At 35.8% G+C, this 18,114-nt stretch carries 11 protein-coding genes; 6 read left to right on the top strand and 5 right to left on the bottom strand.

Features of this window, described 5'->3' with window-relative positions:
* Window positions 1-4,344 (top strand): translocation/assembly module TamB domain-containing protein (locus ACN4EE_RS13455; protein ID WP_431706968.1); only part of this gene is annotated, 4,344 nt, incomplete at its 5' end.
* A 42-nt stretch (window positions 4,345-4,386) separates the two neighbouring features.
* Here ACN4EE_RS13455 and ACN4EE_RS13450 read toward each other — a convergent pair.
* On the bottom strand, window positions 4,387-5,511 hold the full coding sequence (locus ACN4EE_RS13450) for a THUMP domain-containing class I SAM-dependent RNA methyltransferase (protein WP_431706967.1): 1,125 nt from the start codon (window positions 5,509-5,511) through the stop codon (window positions 4,387-4,389).
* A 177-nt stretch (window positions 5,512-5,688) separates the two neighbouring features.
* Here ACN4EE_RS13450 and mreD point away from each other — a divergent pair, with 177 nt between their 5' ends.
* Complete coding sequence (gene mreD / locus ACN4EE_RS13445) at window positions 5,689-6,231, top strand: rod shape-determining protein MreD (RefSeq protein WP_431706966.1); 543 nt, start codon at window positions 5,689-5,691, stop codon at window positions 6,229-6,231.
* Window positions 6,232-6,350: 119 nt separating this feature from the next.
* On the opposite strand, the gene ACN4EE_RS13440 is transcribed toward mreD, so the two are convergent.
* Window positions 6,351-6,494 carry a high light inducible protein gene (locus ACN4EE_RS13440; protein ID WP_431706965.1) on the bottom strand — a complete coding sequence of 48 codons (144 nt, stop codon included), beginning with the start codon at window positions 6,492-6,494 and terminating at the stop codon, window positions 6,351-6,353.
* 319 nt (window positions 6,495-6,813) lie between these two features.
* Entirely contained in the window at window positions 6,814-7,575 is a 762-nt protein-coding gene (locus ACN4EE_RS13435) for an amino acid ABC transporter ATP-binding protein (RefSeq protein ID WP_431706964.1), read from the bottom strand.
* 200 nt (window positions 7,576-7,775) lie between these two features.
* On the opposite strand from ACN4EE_RS13435, the gene ACN4EE_RS13430 reads away from it, so the two are divergent.
* Complete coding sequence (locus ACN4EE_RS13430; protein ID WP_431706963.1) at window positions 7,776-9,344, top strand: ABC transporter permease subunit; 1,569 nt, start codon at window positions 7,776-7,778, stop codon at window positions 9,342-9,344.
* A gap of 427 nt (window positions 9,345-9,771) precedes the next feature.
* The gene (locus ACN4EE_RS13425; RefSeq protein ID WP_431706962.1) at window positions 9,772-11,361 is read left to right on the top strand and encodes an iron uptake porin; all 1,590 of its coding nucleotides are present in this window, start codon (window positions 9,772-9,774) and stop codon (window positions 11,359-11,361) included.
* Between the two features lie 182 nt (window positions 11,362-11,543).
* On the opposite strand, the gene ACN4EE_RS13420 is transcribed toward ACN4EE_RS13425, so the two are convergent.
* Both ACN4EE_RS13420 and ACN4EE_RS13415 read right to left on the bottom strand, forming a co-directional pair.
* Window positions 11,544-12,767 (bottom strand): DUF1501 domain-containing protein, encoded by a 1,224-nt coding sequence (locus tag ACN4EE_RS13420; protein WP_431706961.1) that lies wholly within the window; start codon window positions 12,765-12,767, stop codon window positions 11,544-11,546.
* Window positions 12,768-12,974: 207 nt separating this feature from the next.
* Entirely contained in the window at window positions 12,975-15,935 is a 2,961-nt protein-coding gene (locus ACN4EE_RS13415; protein WP_431706960.1) for a UPF0182 family protein, read from the bottom strand.
* A gap of 125 nt (window positions 15,936-16,060) precedes the next feature.
* On the opposite strand from ACN4EE_RS13415, the gene ACN4EE_RS13410 reads away from it, so the two are divergent.
* Window positions 16,061-16,537 (top strand): phosphoribosyltransferase, encoded by a 477-nt coding sequence (locus ACN4EE_RS13410; RefSeq protein ID WP_431706959.1) that lies wholly within the window; start codon window positions 16,061-16,063, stop codon window positions 16,535-16,537.
* Window positions 16,538-16,589: 52 nt separating this feature from the next.
* Window positions 16,590-17,906 carry an ABC transporter substrate-binding protein gene (locus ACN4EE_RS13405; protein ID WP_431706958.1) on the top strand — a complete coding sequence of 439 codons (1,317 nt, stop codon included), beginning with the start codon at window positions 16,590-16,592 and terminating at the stop codon, window positions 17,904-17,906.
* Window positions 17,907-18,114: the final 208 nt, after the last annotated feature.

The following is an 18,114-nucleotide window of genomic DNA, read 5'->3' as shown; positions in this document are numbered from 1 at the left end:
TCTTCCCCCTCTTCCCCCTCTTCCCCCTCTTCCTCTTCCCCTAATAATAATTTTCCTAACAGTTTAACCCTTTCAACGAATAGCAAATTACAGCTAGAAGAAGGAATAGTTAATGCCATCGCAAGGGTAGAGGAGGAAACCACCACCCTAACCGCCGATGTTAGTCAAATTTCTGTCAATCAATTTATTACCAGTCTTCCCTTAGACATCAACTCTAGTCAAGTTAACCTATCCGCAAAAACAAGGGAATTATATTCTTTAGCTAATCAATCTCCTAATCTCAATTATGAAACCCTCACTAATCTTCCTAGTCTTAATCTCACAGCAGATATAAGAGGGAGATTTGCAGGAGGAGATTTTAATAGTCAAACTGTTGTTAAAAACAGTCAAGTTTCCTTAGAAGGTTTTGCCGATGGAATTTTATTATCTCAACTCTTACCCAACACCAATAACCTCAACACAGAAAATATTAAAGCAAATCTCACCTTAACTTCTAGTGTTTCTGATTTAGTCACTTTTACCCTTAACTATCTTGACAATCAAACTTTTTCTTCCCTCCCCTCCCTTAATCTTTCTACAAATATAAGGGGAAGGTTGGCGCAAGGAAATTTTAACAGTGAAATCCTTGTCAAAAATAATCAACTTTCTGTAGAAGGGGTTGCCAATAGAATTTCTTTTTCTCAACTATTCCCTAACAGTAACCTTAAAGTTAATAACCTTAACGGAAATCTTACTCTTACCTCCAGTGTCTCCGATTTATTATCTTTTTCTGCTAATTATGTCGATAACCAATCCCTTTCTTCAATACCAAGTCTCAATCTTAAAATAGATGGTAATGGAAATATTGCCGAGGGGAAAGTCTTGCTTTCTACCAGAGTTAACAATAATCAATGGCAAAGTCGCATTAATACTCGCAATGTTAATCTTGAGACTTTAAATCAACAACTGTCTCTGGTTAATCAATCATCACATATTAGTCTTGCGCAATTAAATAATGTCAATGGTGAAATAAATCTTTCGGGGAGTCTTCCCTCTGTTTCAGAAAATAAGGTTATTCCTATTAATATAGACTCTGCTAATTTTGAGACAGGAAAAAATACTCTCAAGGGAAAGGGTAACTTTAATTTAGTTAATCTCTTTTCTTCCCCTGACATTAATAATTTACAGTTACAGGTGACGGCTAATTCTAATCTTAATGTTATCCCTGTTAATCAACTTCTGGTTTCGGTGTCTTCTGAAGAAAAGGAGGAGGGGTTTCGTCTTCTTCCTTCTTCCATAGATTTAGATGGTAGGGTAAATTTTCAAGGAGTCATCAAGGCAAACCAGTTATTAAGTAATCCTCTTGCTGAAAATAATGTAGATATTCAGGGTGACTTAATTTTGACTAACTTTAATGTGAATCAACTAGGTTTTGAATCTGAGTTAAGGGGAAAACTTACTGCTAACTCCTCTCTGATTAATTTAGACTTGCGAGGAAAAGAGGATGTTATTGCCATTTCTTTGCCTAGAGAAGATGTCACTCTTTCTCCTCTTAACTTAACAACTCCTTTCTTTCCTTCTCACATAGAAATAAAACAGGGGAGAGATTCTGGTTTTTCTCTTATCGGTAAACGTGTCGATAATCAATTTAATCTTGTCTTCTCGGATTTTGCTTTAGAAACTCTGGCTTTGCAACCTGCAATTAATTATGGGGTGAAAGGAAAAGTTAAGGGGGTTTTGTCTTCGGATATAACTGTCAATCTCTCAGATTTTTCCGCTACTGGCAATATTTCTTTAGATTCCTTCGGCTTAGGTAATATTGTCGCTAAAAATTTTTCGACTAATTTTAATTTTGCTAATAGCATCGCGCAATTAGAAGATGCAAGGTTGAGTTTCGCTAATACTAACTATGATTTGGAGGGTAAATTTAATTTTGCTACTCAGGTTGTGGAGGGAAGAATGGCTTTAGAGGGTAGGGTTGAGGATATTTTTGCGACTTTGCAAATTTCTGATGTGGATACCCTCTCGGCTTTGCTGACTCACTGGCAAACTGGAGATGTCTTCGCTTCGGCTGATAATATACCCCCCGCCTCCGTTGGTGATGATACTGATTCCATCAAAGCCCAAGTTAATCTTTTATATATAATAGATCAGCAAATTCGATCGATGGCACGAGATTTGCAATCGGGAAAAATCCCGAATGATTTAGATATTCGTGGTAAATATCAAGGGGAAATCCTCCTCGCCGGTAAAATAACCTCCCCCGAAGTCAATGTCAATTTTGAAGGTAATCAATGGCAGTGGCTACCGCAACAAAATTTTCCCAATATCGTGGATTCCCTCGGCTTGGTAATCGAAGAAACTCAATTTATCCCCATTGAAAAAATTGCTTTAAAGGCTTCGTGGCAAAATCAAAATTTCGCCGTGCAACCGTTTGAATTAAGCATGGCAAATAGTCAAGTTTTCTTCGCAGGAAATCTCTCAGCAACCGCCCAAGAAGGTAATTTTAATGTTGTCAATTTTCCCCTAGACTTTCTCGATAATTTTATTAGATTTCCTCTCGATTTAAACAGTTTAATTAGTCTTGATGGCACTCTATCAGGTGACATTTTTAATCCTTCGATCGAAGGTGCCGTAACATTAAAAAATACTGCTCTTGACGGCACGATTATTGATGAAGAAATTAAGGGCATTTTTGCTTATAATAATTATGAATTAAAGGTAAACTCGATCGAAAATCAAAATATCACAATTAATGCTTCTATCCCTTACCATCCTTTGGTTACAGAAGATAAATCTGCTTTTATTAATGTCAAATTAGATAGCGATCGAGTTAAATTGTTAGATATAATTAGTCAAGGTAAACTAAGTTTAAATAGTGGTAATATTTTTTCTGATTTAAACATAGAAATAGCCTCAATAAATCAATTAATTAATAACTTTAAACCTGAGCTAATTAGCATAGACGGAGAAATTAATTTTGATAATGCTTTAGTCAATTCAGTAGCAATAAATAATGCGATTAATTTAACAGGAAACGTCAATATTGAAAAAGAAAATCAGATATTAAATGTGGAAGAATTAAAAGGAATAATTGACAATGCAGATGTCACTATTTCTGGAAAATTACCCCTATTTAATCCTATTAGTAATAATGAAAACCCCCTATCAGTAAAAATTTCTGAACAAAAAATAGATGTACAAAATCTCTTTTCAGGAAAAATTGAGGGAGATATAATTATTAATGGTACAGCATTGACTCCAGAAATCGGAGGTTATGTCAGTTTAAACAACGGTAACTTTGTTTTACCCGAAGGAAATTTAACCGCCATGGCAAATATCAATAATAATCAAGGTATCGGCAATAAATGGTTAAGTGATAATAACCCTTCTAATAAAGGCATTTTTCAACCTCTATTGACAGATTTTACCTTAAAAATCGCTGATGGACAATTAGCTGAATGGAACTTATATCGCTTTCTATTCGGTGGTGAAGTGACGGTTAACGGTGGCGCTCTTGATTGGCAAAATCTCAGGGCAGATGGAACAATAAACGTCCGTAGAGGGGCTATTTACTTAGGGAGTCCAACCCCTTTAACAGTGTTAAGTTCTAACACAGGTTTTGGACAAACTACATTTTTCTTATCTCGTACTAATGAAAATACTATCACCTTCAATCCTAATGAAAGTATTTTAAATCCAGACATAAATATAGAAGTACAAGCGGATATTGTTGATTATTCTCGAAAACTACCTAATACCAGTAGAAATGAAATACTTGATCCGATCGTACGGGGGGGCAGAGGTGACAATATACAAGTAGTTTTAAGAATAGAAGGCGGATTAGCTCAATTATTACCCGTATTATCAGGGGGGGTTAATGATTATTGCCGTGTCAATTCCACAACTCCCATTGCTGAAGAAGTCAAACTTTCTGCGAATCAATTAAATGAGGTGGCAAAATGTGTTAATTTAGCAGCCTTAAATCAAGAAGGTAAGAATTTAAACCTTTTAAACTCTCCTCTTGTGTCTTTGCGTAGCATTCCGAATCGTAGTGAAGGAGAGTTAATGAATTTAATCGTAGGGGGGCAATTATTAAATTTAGCGACTCAATTACAGGATTTAAGTGGTCAAGATTTATTTGAAAATGGTTTAGTTCAATTTATCCTAGTACCATTGACCAATAATATCAGTTTTGGTGTTAATGAAAAAGTTAGCACTTGGGGTAAACCTTTAGGCATGAAGGATTTAAGGATTTTTCCTTTAGTCGAGGGGGTTTATGAAGTAAAAGAAAATTCTAATGTCACCGTATCTTATGATTATATCTATGGGGAGTATAAGGTGCGTTATCAGATGCGATTTTAAGCTAAAGACAGGCAAGATGCCTGTTTTACGGTGGAGTGTTTATCAATACATTTCGTATTTTAACAATGTGCAGGGAATACCACCGTTATTAATAGGAATACGAGCGCAAGTGCGTAAACCGACTTTTTTACTTAACTCTTTATTGCCCGTTAAAACATAAGCAGTCCAACCTTTAAAACGTTGCTTGAAAATATCTCCTAGTAATTTATACAAGGGAAATAAGGCTTCCACTTCCGAAAGGCGTTTGCCGTAGGGCGGATTACAGATTAGAATACCTGATTCGGCAGGAGGGGTTATATCGACTAAATGTTGTTGATAAAATTTCACTTGATCCCCTATTTCACAGGCTTTAGCGTTACTTTGAGCTTGTCTGATGATGTCTGCATCAGCATCCGTGCCAATCATGGGTGGTAAATGCTCTTTTTGGCTCATTTCGGCTTCTTTTAATAAATTACCCCATAATTTGGCATCATAGTCTGTCCAGTTTTGAAAACAGAATTTTTTACGATACAATCCGGGGGCGATATTTAATCCCATAAGGGCGGCTTCTAGTATAATTGTACCTGAACCACAAAAGGGATCGACAAGGGCTTGTTCCGGTGTCCATTCGGTGATGTATAATAAAGCGGCGGCGAGGGTTTCTTTTAGGGGTGCTAATCCCATAGCGGTACGATAACCTCGTCTGTGAAGGCTGTCTCCTGTGCTATCTAGGCTCAAAATACAGTTATTTTCGTGAATATGGGCGTTGATGACTATATCTGGTTCAATGGTATCAACATTCGATCGAACTCCGTGTTTTTGTTGTTGTTGATCAACTATAGCATTTTTGATTTGAATGGCAGTGACGTGACTATTGTTGAGTTGTGGGTTTTTGCCTGTACAACGTAGGGCGATGGTTTGCTCAGGTTGCAGATATTCTGACCAATCGATCGATCTGACATTGCGGTATAATTGCTCTGGATTAGTACTTTTGATGGTATGTATCGGTTGTAAAACTCGAAAAATGGTTCTTCCCCAGAGATTCACTTTATATAATAAGGTTCGATCGCCCTCAAAAGAAACTCCTGTAAATTCTGGTTTAACAGCAGTTGCCCCTAACTTGATTAATTCTTGGGCAGTAATTTCTTCTAAACCTCTAGCGGTGGTAGCAAAATAAGATGTAGTCACAATGAAAAATTGACAAATAACTCCTAATAATATATCACAAAATTAGTCAAAATTATTAAATATTGTGGTTAATTTTTATTAAGAAATAGAAACTTGACTAAAAACTTTTTAATCAGTATTTTAAAGATAAAATTTTAGCAAATTAGAAAATTTTTGATTATCAATTTTAATAACTTAATGTTTAAAAAAGTCGATCGAAGTTGGAAATATAATTTTTGGTTACGGACATTTTTGATTGTTATATCATTGATGATTTGTTGTTTATTATTATTAATTAGAATACCAGGTTTAGAGTTAATTGGCATTACTCCCAACTGGTTATTAATTTGGTTGGTAACTTGGAGTGTCAAACGCAATTTATGGCAGAGTATTGTTGCTGGAATCTGTTTAGGCATGATTTGGGATAGTTTAACGGGGTTTTTCCCTTCTCATATTTTAGGTTTAGTTATTGTGGCTTTATTTACTAGTAATGTTTATAAAGATAAGTATGTCAAAGAAGATGTTATTTCTCTGACTTTAATTGTGTTTGGAATGGCGATTATTAACGAAACAATTATTGCTTTACAGTACAGTATTCAAACCCAAATATCTTTAATAGATATATGGTTAAATTATCAAAAAAATTCCCTTACTTCCGCAATTATTAGTAGTTTATGGACTCCTTTAATTTATTTTCCTCTTAATTATATTCTTAGTCCTCTGCCTTATCAAGAAAAATAATTGGACTTATTTAATAAAACAGAAATAACATAACACAATATTATACAAAAAAAAGGGATCGATCGATCCCTTTGCGTTCAGTTAACTAATATTTAGAATATACACATAATCGAGCAAAATTACATTAAGCCTAATTGAGCTAAAATGCCTTTGCCAGTTAACAATTCGGTAGCAATACCAATTAAAAATCCTAACATAGCTAAACGACCATTCCAGTTTTCAGCAAAAGCGGTAAAACCGAGTTTAGTTTCTTTGTTTTCCATGATTGATGTCTCCAATATTATAAAATTGCATTTGTGTCAAATAACTTATATCTAAGTTAACATAACTTTTTAAAGTTGACAACAAAACTTTACATATTTTTGCAAAAAAGATTATTCAGACGAACAACTTCTATACGGTTTTCCCTATTTTCCCTTTCTCTCTCATCTTCATCATTTTAACTACTAAAGCAAAATATATAACATTTTTCACTGTTATGAGTTACACCTATTTCTTAATAATAATGAGTTTTAGTCTGTTCTATTTACCTCATAAATATAAGAATTGCTATAAATGAAATTATCGATTAATTAACGAAAGCTAATAAACAGGAGTATTGCTTCTTTTCAAGAATGCTTTAAGTCGATCGCTGTTAGGATTAGAAAAGACATCTTCGGGTTTTCCTTTCTCCTCGATAATTCCTTGATGAAAAAATAATACCACGTTAGAAACTTCCCTCGCAAACTGCATTTCGTGGGTGACTACTACCATCGTCATCCCTTCTTCTGCTAACTGTTTCATGGTTGACAACACTTCACCTACTAATTCGGGGTCTAAGGCACTGGTAGGCTCATCAAACAAAATTATTTCAGGTTGCATACACAAACTTCGTGCGATGGCAACCCGTTGTTTTTGCCCCCCTGAAAGTTGCTCAGGATAAAAATTTGCCTTCGCCGATAAACCGACTTTATCTAAATAATGATGAGCTTTTTCTTTGCTTTCTGTTAAAGTTTTTTTGAGAACTTTTTGGGGAGCTAACATTAAATTTTCTAACACCGTCAGATGAGGAAATAAATTAAAATGTTGAAAAACCATGCTCACTTTACTTCTTAATTTACGCAAAGATTTTTCCGTTAATTTATGATCAGACATTTCTATACCCATGACTTCTAACTTGCCTGATGTAACGCTTTCCAAACGATTTAAGCAACGAATAAAGGTAGTTTTACCACAACCTGAAGGACCAATTACTGACACCACATCGCCCTTGTGCAGTTCCACATTCACCCCTTTTAATACTTCTAAATCGCCAAAACTTTTATGTAAATTGTCACTAATAATAACGGGAGAAGATTGAGACATAATGATTGATCCTATTCAATTTTTTAGAATTTTAAATGAGGTGAGACAAGATGGTTAAAAGGGTAAATTCTCATATTTAACTGATTTTAGGATAAATAACTTTAGTCAGAAAAAATGTATTTTAGAACACATAATTTTTGAGATAATATAAGTCATATTTAGATTCAACTGCCATAATATCAAATTATAAACCCTTCACCATGATCAAACAAGGACGATCGAACCTAACGAAACCGATTATTTTAGGTATAGTAGCATTTCTCACAATTATTTTTACTACTTTCAACCCTTTTTCAGTGGCACAAAGTCAATCAATGTCTTTAAGAGTCGGCACTGAGCCTACTTTTCCCCCTTTTGAAATGCCCTCAGAAGACGGTAGCAGTTTAATTGGTTTTGATATTGACTTAATGAAAGCCATCGGGCAGGAGGTAGGCTTAGATGTACAGTTTGAATCCATCCCTTTTGATGGTCTTATTCCTGCACTACAGTCAGGTACTTTAGATGCTGTGGTTAGTGGTATGACGATTACCGCCGATAGGGCGCAAAGTATAACTTTTTCTAGCCCTTATTTTAAAGCAGGGTTGGCGATCGCAGTACAAGAAAACAACGATGAGATTAAGAGTTTTGATGACTTACAAGGGCGTAAAATTGCCGTACAAATAGGCACAACGGGAGCGATGGAAGCGGATAAAATTCCCAATGCGCAAGTAATTTCCTTTGATTCGGCAGTGTTAGCCTTGCAAGAGTTGATAAACGGTAAAGTTGATGCGGTAGTTAATGATGCACCTGTAACTTTATTCGCCGTTAAAGATGCTCAATTAAGAGGGGTTAAGGTAGTTGGGGAGTTAGTCACGGAGGAGTTTTATGGTATCGGTTTGCCTTTAAATTCCGAAAAGGTAATGTTAGTTAACTTCGGTTTATACGAAATTTTACGCAACGGCACTTATAATCAAATCTATGAAAAATGGTTTGCAGGAGAGCCTTATACTTTACCTATTATAGCCCCTTCCTTGATTGGTACAGGCTCATCGGATTTTATCTCCACAGCCCTTAATCGTGGCGATCGACAGTCTGTATTCATGTTACTTCTGCAAAGACTACCTCAAGGTGCGATCGTAACCCTTATTTTAACAGCTTGTTCTATCTTTTTTGGCTTAATTGGAGGCTCATTGGTAGCCTTTGGCTTGATTTCTCACAATGCCATCCTCAAAAATGCTTTACGGGTGTATGTAGAGTTCTTTCGAGGAACACCCATGTTAGTACAATTGTTCATTATTTATTTTGGATTACCCGCAGTATTTCAACAAATAGGCTTACAGTGGAGTTTAGATCGTTTTCCTGCCGCCGTGATAGCCTTAAGTTTAAACGTGACTGCCTACCTTGCAGAAATCATCAGGGGGGGGATTGAATCCATAGATAAAGGGCAATGGGAAGCCTGTGAATCCTTGGGCATGAGTCGATGGGAAACCATGAAAGAAGTGATTATGCCTCAAGCCTTCCGCCGTATTTTGCCTCCTTTGGGTAATGAATTTATCACCCTAATCAAAGACACCAGTTTAGTGGCGGTGATTGGTTTTGCGGAGTTATTCAGACAAGGGCAATTAATCGTAGCGAGTACTTTCCAAGCCTTTGAGGTATATATTGCAGTGGCTTTAGTTTACCTTGTGTTGACTACTTTATCATCCTTTGGATTCAAATGGCTAGAACAGAAAATGAATCCCATTGCCCAAGCCAAGCGAAAGTCAGCTTTACAAAAAGCAGAGGCTTAAACCATCCAACAGGTTGACAAGGTTAACATTAAACCGTCTAGTAGCCTGATAAGTTTAACATCACCCACTTCGCAATAAATTGGCGAAGCTAACAGCGAAAATCTGCTAAAGCGATTTCAGAAATATTGCCTAAATCTTTGTTTATGCAGAAATTGTTGATTTTTGAGAGATTGCTTCGTGCCTCGCAATGACAGGATAAGGTTATTTTTCGGTAAATTTTCAAGATTTTAAAAGATGGTGGGTTGTGCATCGCCCTACTGATTAAAAAAATATAATGTCATTCCGAGTGTAGCGAAGGAATCTTAAAGCCTTGATTGTTTTTCCAAGTGCGTAACTCCTAATACAATGTCATTCCGAGTGTAGCGAAGGAATCTCAATTCCCGAATTTTTAATACTACCATCACCAGTAAACTTAAATGCAATTACTATGAAAAAGTTGAATTTTTTGGTTTTTTTATCCTTTCTCTTTGGTGTAAATTCTCTATTCTCTGAAAAAGTTAATGCTCAAACTCTCAATTATCTTCAAGATAATAATGCTATGAGTCAAATTAATAGCGTCTCTCAATTACGGGATGTTTCTCCTACGGATTGGGCTTTTGAAGCCTTGAGAAGTTTGGTCGAAAACTATGGTTGTATTGTCGGGTATCCCGATCGAACTTTTCGGGGAAATCGAGCTTTAAGTCGTTATGAGTTTGCCGCAGGGTTAAATAGTTGCCTAAATTCGATAGAACGTTTGATACAAGAAGGTGCTACAGTAGCCAAAGAAGACATCGAAAAATTAAAAGCCCTAGCCAAAGAATATGAAGTAGAATTAGCTAACCTCACCACGAGGGTTGATAACTTAGACGCTAGAGTTACTTTTTTAGAAGAACATAACTTTGCACCCACAACTAAGCTACAAGGAGAGAATATTTTTGTCTTTTCAGGGGTAGCAGGAAACGAAACCGCCGCCATTGGCTCGAAAAAAAATACTCCTATTACCGATGGGCAAATTACCGCCAACTTCCGCACCCGTCTTGATTTAAACACCAGTTTTACAGGGGAAGATTTATTAAAAGTACGTCTGCAAATGGGCAACTTTTACTTTGCAAGGGCAGGTAGTAACTTAACAGATTTTAACTTTAGTGCTGGAGGTGAAAATAACACCAGTTTAAATAAAGTTCAGTATAGCTTCCCCGTGGGCGATCGAGCTAAATTGTGGATAGCAGGAATTAAAATTACCCTTGATGACATTTCTGATCCTTTGTCACCCTATACTGCGGATTTTGCTACAGGTTCGATCGCATTTTTCCCTAGTTTAGCACCTATTTATCTAATGAACGACTACGAAGGACCCGGATTTGGTGCTTACTACGACATCACCGATAACTTAAATATTGGACTCCTCTATTCTGCCTTAAATGGAGCAAATCCTGAAAGGGGTAACGGTTTATTTAACGGTAAATACAACATTGCCACTCAATTAACCTATCAAATGGGCGCTAATACGGGCATTGCCTTTGCCTATGCTAGAGATTATAGTGGTACGGGTGATTTACAGGACTTTTCCTTGCTTGGTTATATGGGGGTAGCTAATACAGATGATCCTTTTGATGGTAATGCAGCTTCTTCCGATCATTATGCCATAATTGGTTCTTGGCAAATTACCCCTCGTTTTAATGTATCTGGATGGGGTATGTACACCCATTCTAAAGCCGAAGGGGGATTAAGGAGAGGAGACAGCGCCGATATTTGGAATTGGAAAGTAAGCCTTGCTTTTCCCGACTTATTCAAAGAAGGTAACTTAGGGGCTATCAGTGTAGGCAGTCCGCCCTATGCTTCCACTTTAACCAATAAAAACAATATTCCTACGGATATAGTGGCAACCAAAGACACTCCTTTCCTCATAGAAACATTTTACACCTTCAAGTTAACCGATAACATTTCGATCGCCCCTGCTTTTTGGGTGATATTAAATCCTGAAAATAATCGAGATCCCTTGTATGTAGGTGCTTTGCGTACGGCTTTTACCTTTTAAGGCTTGATGAGAATAGGGTGGGCATTGCCCACCATTTTACAATTAGCTAAGACGCATTTAACATACCGTTTTTATTAAGTCTTAAAAATGACTTCATTGCTTACCTGTTGTCTTTTGCCTACCTTCATCAGTAAACTTAAATGCCAACTAGCTTATGATTTACCAAATTGAAAAACCTGTAATTACGTTGAGGAAAGAAAATTTAAGTTATTTTGAGGGATAAAATTAGGGAATACTTGAGAGATTAATTGATCAGATAAGTTAAAAGTTTTTAAGATATTGCTAATAGGCTCACGAAAATCTGTAGTAACACCCACATCTCTACCTTCAAATAATTGATTTTCTTCTAAAGTTGCCCACTCCCCATAAAATTGTCCTCCTTTAACATTTTTGCCTATAATCCACATAGGATTACCTCTACCATGATCTGTTCCTTTGTTACCATTTTCTTTAACAGTACGCCCAAATTCTGACATTACAACAATAGTAGTGTCGTTATAAGTGTCTCCTAATTCTTTAACTAAAGTGGCTAATCCTTCCCCTAAGGGTTTCAATAATTGATTCAGTCGTGTCGATTGATTAACATGGGTATCCCACTGCCCTAAATCAATAAAACCAAGTTGAGTATTGGCTTTTCCTTTCATTAAAGTAGCCATTTGTTTGGCTTCTTGAACAAATTGAGATGAAGAAGGAGCGTTTTTTGATGCCTCCATCATATCTTTTTCTAATTCCTTCATGAATATTTCTCTGGCTTTTCTACCTTGTTGATAGGCTAAACTTAAGTCATCATCACCGCTATAAAGTTGATCAAAAAATTGACTGATCCCCGATCGATCGATCTGTTGTTGCTGTATGCTATCCTTACCCCTAGGCAAATTCGCAATAGGTATTGAACCGTTTAAAATGTGAGGAGTGGTTAAACCAACGTTTACTGCTTGGGTAGGATTTTGTGCCGATAAAATGCCTAAAAAACGATTCATCCAACCTTCCATCATCTTTGTATCCCCCGGATTGCCATTTTCCATATAGAATTGTGCTTGAAAATGCGATCGAGTATTCGTAGTTAATCCGCAACCATGAATAAAGGTAAGCTCTTTTTTCTTCCATAGAGGCATCAAATCTTTTAAGGCAGGATGTAAACCAAAATAACCATCTAAATCTAAAACACCATTTTTTTCATTCGGTTCAGCCAGTGCGATCGAGGGTCTATAATCATAGTATTCATCTTCTTGATGAGGTACAATTACACTTAAACCATCAACTCCCCCTCGCAGGAAAACCACAATTAATTTTTTCGATGAAAGGGTTTTACCGAAACTTTGACTAACCCAACCATTTGCCCCCACTGGAATCATCAAGCCACCAGTGAATAGAGCTATTTGTTGTAAAAATGTTCTTCTTTTCATAATGTTTAAATATGTTAGGGAAAGGTGAGCAATTCCGCGCCTTTATTACCTGAGTGAACTATAAAATTATCGGTGAAGATAAGACGCTTGATACTAGAAGACTAGTGCAGATGTCGTAAATAACTTATCAGTTTACCAAAACAAAATTAATAATTTAAGGAAATGAAAACTGATGCTTAAGTGGTGAATTATTTTCACCCACCTGTACTAGTTAATGGTAGAATTTTCTAAAAACCGAATAATAGGCGACTCATCGATTTTTGTGCCTCTAAAAATATTATCTAAGGCTTGTCTTAAAGTCTGCGCCATGACAATTTTATTCTCGTAAACTACTATTACCCGTGCTAAAGTGGGTACACTATTTTTATCGGCTTCGAGATATACTGGTTCTACATATAACAAGGATTCTTCGATGGGGATAATTAATAAATGTCCTTGTATCGCCTTTGAGCCTTGTCTATCCCATAATGATATTTGACCTGATATAATAGGGTCTTGGTTTATTAAGGCTTCTATTTGATCGGGTCCAAAGACCAATCTTTGCTTAGGAAACTGATATAATAACAATTTACCATAGTTTTCGTTGTCCGATCGAGCCGCTAACCATGCAATTAAATTCGGGCGAGAAATAGGGGTATAAGGATGTAATAAAATAAACTCCTCTTGGGTAGCAATGGGCAATTTCATAATTAAATAGTAGGGTTGCATGGAAAGCATTTCACTACCGTAAATTTCTTCGGGAACTTGCCATTGATCTTCCCTGTTGTATAATACTTGAGGATCGGTAACGTGATAAGTAAGCAGTCTCTCGGATTGGGTGTTAAAAAAGTCGATGGGATAACGAATATGTTGTTTAATATCTGGTGGCATGGCGCTTAAAGGTTGGAATAATTCGGGAAAAATTTTTGTCCATACCTTGATAATTGGGTCTTCTTCATCGCTAATATAAAAGTTAACATCACCATCTTCGGCATTGATTAATACCTTAATAGAGTTACGGATATAATTAAATTTGTTTTCTCCTGCGTCTGAATAGGGGTAATAATCCGAAATGGTATAACCATCAATTAACCAATATAAATGATTAGAGTCTTCATTATTGCCCTTCGCCGCTACTAAATAGGCATCTCGATCGTAATATAAAAATGGTGCGATCGCTTTCAATCTGTCTCGCAAGTTACGGCGAAACAAAACCCTCGTTTCAGGAGTAAAATTATTGGTTAACAACATCCGCCAATCTCGTAAATAAACAGAGAATAAAAACTTACGAGTCAAAGAATTAAGATAGATTCCTCCCTCTCCATCGTAGGTGTGATAAACATTTTCTTCACCGCTAGGAAAGTCAAATTCAGGTACTTTTGTATTAGTCATAATATAGTTGTTTGTAACCTGACCAAAATAAATGCGCGGGCGATAAATAGGGATGCTATCTCTGACGAATTGAGAAGAAGTGTTTAACTCTCCGGGGTCTTGTGCCGTGCCAATATCTTTAATAAAATAGTAGGGTAAGCCACCATCTGCCACTCGGTTAACGGGAGACATGGTAAAACCGTAACCATGAGTGTAAACTAAGTGTTGGTTTACCCAAGTTTGCGCTTGGGAGGGTAACATTTGCGCATCTAATTCCCTCCCCGCAATAATTACTTGTTTATTAATAGGTTGATGATTAGAGTCTCTTTCACTTTTGATGTTATATCGATCGATGTCACCATCATAAAACACATAATAAGGTCGAATTTGTTGTAATTGACGATTTGCCTGTAAAATGGGACGAGTATCCCAAAGACGGATATTATTAATAGTAAGGTAATTTTTTTCAATATCTTCTAATGTTAAATTGCCTTCAGGATCGAAAGTTTTTACTTCAATTTTATCTAAATTAAAAGCTGATCTTGTTTGCTCAATATTATGGATAATATAGGGTTTTTCTAAAGCTAATTCATTAGGTTGTACGATCATATTTTGTACTAAAACCCCTAATAAAAGTCCTAAAGAATATACAACGGCATAGATAAAAAAAGGTAAGGTAGAAAAAGAAATAAAACCTTTATTTTTTGAGGATAAATTTACTCTTATTTTACTACTTAACCCAGTAAAAGATTTATAGAATAACCATATAGCCATTAATAAGGCATAAATACTAGCAAAAGTTTCTCTTGGTAAACTTATATGTATATCGGTATAACCTGCTCCATAAACTACTCCTTCGGAGGAGAATAAAAGTAGATAACGATTTAACCAATGAATCACCGCTAAAATGATCATTAATAATCCTGTTAAACCGTATAAATGTTTTAATTGATTTCTCGAAAAACCTTTAAATTTTCCGTCTGATAAACTTTTATTAGCTAATAAATAAGTTAGGGTAACAGATACGATCGAATAGATCAATAAACCTTGCAATAATGAGGCGATTATTTGTAAAAAAGGGATTTTAAATATATAAAAACTCAAATCTTGCTTAAAAATGGGATCTTTAATATTGAAGGCAATACTATTAAGATATTGTAAAAATTGTCCCCAATAACCTGCTAAAATAAAAGCGAATAAAATACTATAATAAATAGCAACTACTCTTAACCATAACTTTGTTTTTAAAATTACTAGAGTGATAAAAATAGTCAATAAAAATATAGCAAATCCTTGATTAATGACATTATTAAAAATCTCTTGAATATTGCTGATTAAAAAAGTTTGAGGGATAGTTGGTTTTAAATTCGGTAACTCTAAAGATACATAATAAACCTTGTTAATAATGCCCGTATAATAGATAATGCTAATGGTAATTAATAAACAAAAACTAAAGATAATAGGGAATAAATATTTTAATTTTAATACTGGGGATTGCGGATATTCTTCTTTACTTATTATGTCATCTTTACTTAAAAAATATTTTTGCTCATGTTTTTGTTTTTCAGCAATGGATAAATTAATCCACAAAAAAGAGAAAGAAATAGTAAATGTACTAAACCATAAAAATAATTTAGTTAAGGAAAAACTCCAAAAAGTTTTTAAATAATTCACCTCCTCAAACCATAAAATATTAACCCAAATTTTACTGATTATCACCATAATTATTGAGACGAAAATTAAGGATGATACCAGAAGTAAAATAGGTTTTAGATAATTAGTTTTTGGGTTCGATCGAACTTTTTCCGTTACAGTCATTAGCATCTCCTATACTAACATCGACTATGAATATTTTTAACAGGTTGGGGTGAAAACTTTTTATTTTATTATACTAAGAAATATCTCACTTTGAGATTAAAATTATGACCTAAAAAGAGAGAAAAATGACAGAAATAGATGAAGTTCAAAAGAAAATTTTGTTTTCTTGGCAAGAATTTAGAGAATCTTGTGAAGTAGTTGCTAAAACCATTATCGATCGAAAACAATCCTATGCTCAAATAATAGCCATTGCAAGAGGTGGATTTTATCTAGGAGATTACCTTTCTCGAAGATTAAATTTACCTTTATCCGTGATTGTGACTCAAAGCTATACCCAAGATAATCAACAAGAAAAACTATTACTAGGAAATCTATCCTATATTACTCCCCCAAGCCATAAAGTTTTATTAGTGGATGACTTATTAGATACGGGTGTCACCATGAGCAAAACCAAAGAATCGATCGAAACAACTTGGAAAGTAGAAGTTGATACAGCAGTTATATGGCAAAAATTTCATAGTCAATTAAAAGCAGACTATTATCATAGCATCACCCCTTCCGATTATTGGATTCAACAACCCTTTGAAATAGTGAATAATTAATAGTCAATAGTGTATGATTTTAACTTAAACTTAAATCCTATAAGAAAATACCATGAAAAATCGTTCCATAAAACTATTTTTGAGTTTATTCCTTAGTCTCAATTGGTTAACCGCAGGATGTACCCTCTTTGGTACAACAGAAGAAACTGAAAGTAATGAAAACACAGAGAATAACGTACCCTCCGTGAGTGACGGCTTAAAATTAGGAGCATTATTCCCTATAACTGGGGATTTGTCCTCGATCGGGCAAAATATGCCCATTTCTGCTCAATTAGCAGTGGATACCATCAACGCCTGTGGAGGAGTTAACGGTAAACCCGTCACCCTCATTAAAGAAGATGATCAAACTGATCCCGTTGCGGGTACGGCAGCCATCACGAAACTTACAGAAGTGGACAAAGTTGCAGGAGTAGTGGGTTCATTTGCTAGTAGTGTTTCCACCGCCGCTTTAGATGTCGCCGTGAGAAATAAAGTTGTCATGATCTCACCCGGTAGTACTAGCCCTATATTTACCGATCGAGCTAAGAATGGAGAATTTAATGGATTTTGGGCGCGTACCGCTCCTCCCGACACCTATCAAGCTCAAGCCTTAGCCGCCTTAGCAGAAAAAGAAGGCTTTAAAAACGTTTCTACAGTGGTGATTAACAACGATTATGGAGTTGCCTTTGAACAACAATTCGTTAACGCTTTTACCAGTGCAGGAGGTAATATAATTAATAAAGATAAACCAGTACGTCACGATCCTAAAGCCACAACCCTAGACAGTGAAGCAGGACTTGCCTTTGCTAATCAACCCGATGCCGTCTTAGCAGTATTGTACGCCGAAACAGGTAGTTTATTATTACAAGCCGCCTTTAAACAAGGATTAATGAACAATACTACGGTATTATTAACTGATGGAGTTTACTCCGAAGACTTTACCAAACAAGTAGGCAAAACCGCCGATGGTACTTCCATTATTGCTGGGGCATTAGGTACAGTACCCGGGGCGGAAGGTAAAGGATTAGAAGAATTTACCGCCTTATGGAGAGAAAGCACAGGAAATCAACCCGTTACTGCTTTTGTACCCCATACATGGGACGCAACTATTTTATTAATGTTAGCCGCCGAGGCATCGGGAAGCAATACAGGAGAAGGCATTAAAAGTAAACTTAGAGAAGTTGCTGGAGGAGAAGGCACAGAAGTCAGTGCTCCTTGTGAGGCGATCGAACTATTGCGTAATGGTGAAATGATCAATTATCAGGGTGCTAGTGGCAATGTGGACATTGACGAAAACGGTGATGTGGTAGGTGTTTATGATGTGTGGCGTGTTAATCCTGACGGTAGTTTAGAAGTCATCGATAAAGTGATGCCCCTTGTTACGAATTAAGAATTAAGAATATTAAGAATTAAGAATTAAGAATTAAGAATTAAGAATTAAGAATTAAGAATTAAGAATAGTTTTAGTTGTTAATCAATAACCCACCGTGTAATAAATCGCGCAGCGTTGCGAGGCACGAAGCAATCTGACGTCTAATAGCTACCGTCTGCTAAAGCGACTCTATTCATTACTCATTACTCATTACTCATTACTCATT

Origin of the sequence: Geminocystis sp. CENA526, assembly GCF_050753365.1 — a bacterium.
Lineage (GTDB): Bacteria > Cyanobacteriota > Cyanobacteriia > Cyanobacteriales > Cyanobacteriaceae > Geminocystis.
The sequence above is the reverse complement of the archived record's forward strand: the minus strand, read 5'-3'. Positions and strand labels throughout refer to the sequence as shown.

Excerpts from the sequence above, each read along its gene's own strand:
- ACN4EE_RS13410 (WP_431706959.1), top strand. The coding sequence starts at position 16,061 with ATGACAGAAATAGATGAAGTTCAAAAGAAAATTTTGTTTTCTTGGCAA.
- ACN4EE_RS13425 (WP_431706962.1), top strand. The coding sequence starts at position 9,772 with ATGAAAAAGTTGAATTTTTTGGTTTTTTTATCCTTTCTCTTTGGTGTA.
- ACN4EE_RS13440 (WP_431706965.1), bottom strand. The coding sequence starts at position 6,494 with ATGGAAAACAAAGAAACTAAACTCGGTTTTACCGCTTTTGCTGAAAAC.
- ACN4EE_RS13415 (WP_431706960.1), bottom strand. The coding sequence starts at position 15,935 with ATGACTGTAACGGAAAAAGTTCGATCGAACCCAAAAACTAATTATCTA.
- ACN4EE_RS13430 (WP_431706963.1), top strand. The coding sequence starts at position 7,776 with ATGATCAAACAAGGACGATCGAACCTAACGAAACCGATTATTTTAGGT.
- ACN4EE_RS13435 (WP_431706964.1), bottom strand. The coding sequence starts at position 7,575 with ATGTCTCAATCTTCTCCCGTTATTATTAGTGACAATTTACATAAAAGT.
- mreD (WP_431706966.1), top strand. The coding sequence starts at position 5,689 with ATGTTTAAAAAAGTCGATCGAAGTTGGAAATATAATTTTTGGTTACGG.
- ACN4EE_RS13405 (WP_431706958.1), top strand. The coding sequence starts at position 16,590 with ATGAAAAATCGTTCCATAAAACTATTTTTGAGTTTATTCCTTAGTCTC.
- ACN4EE_RS13420 (WP_431706961.1), bottom strand. The coding sequence starts at position 12,767 with ATGAAAAGAAGAACATTTTTACAACAAATAGCTCTATTCACTGGTGGC.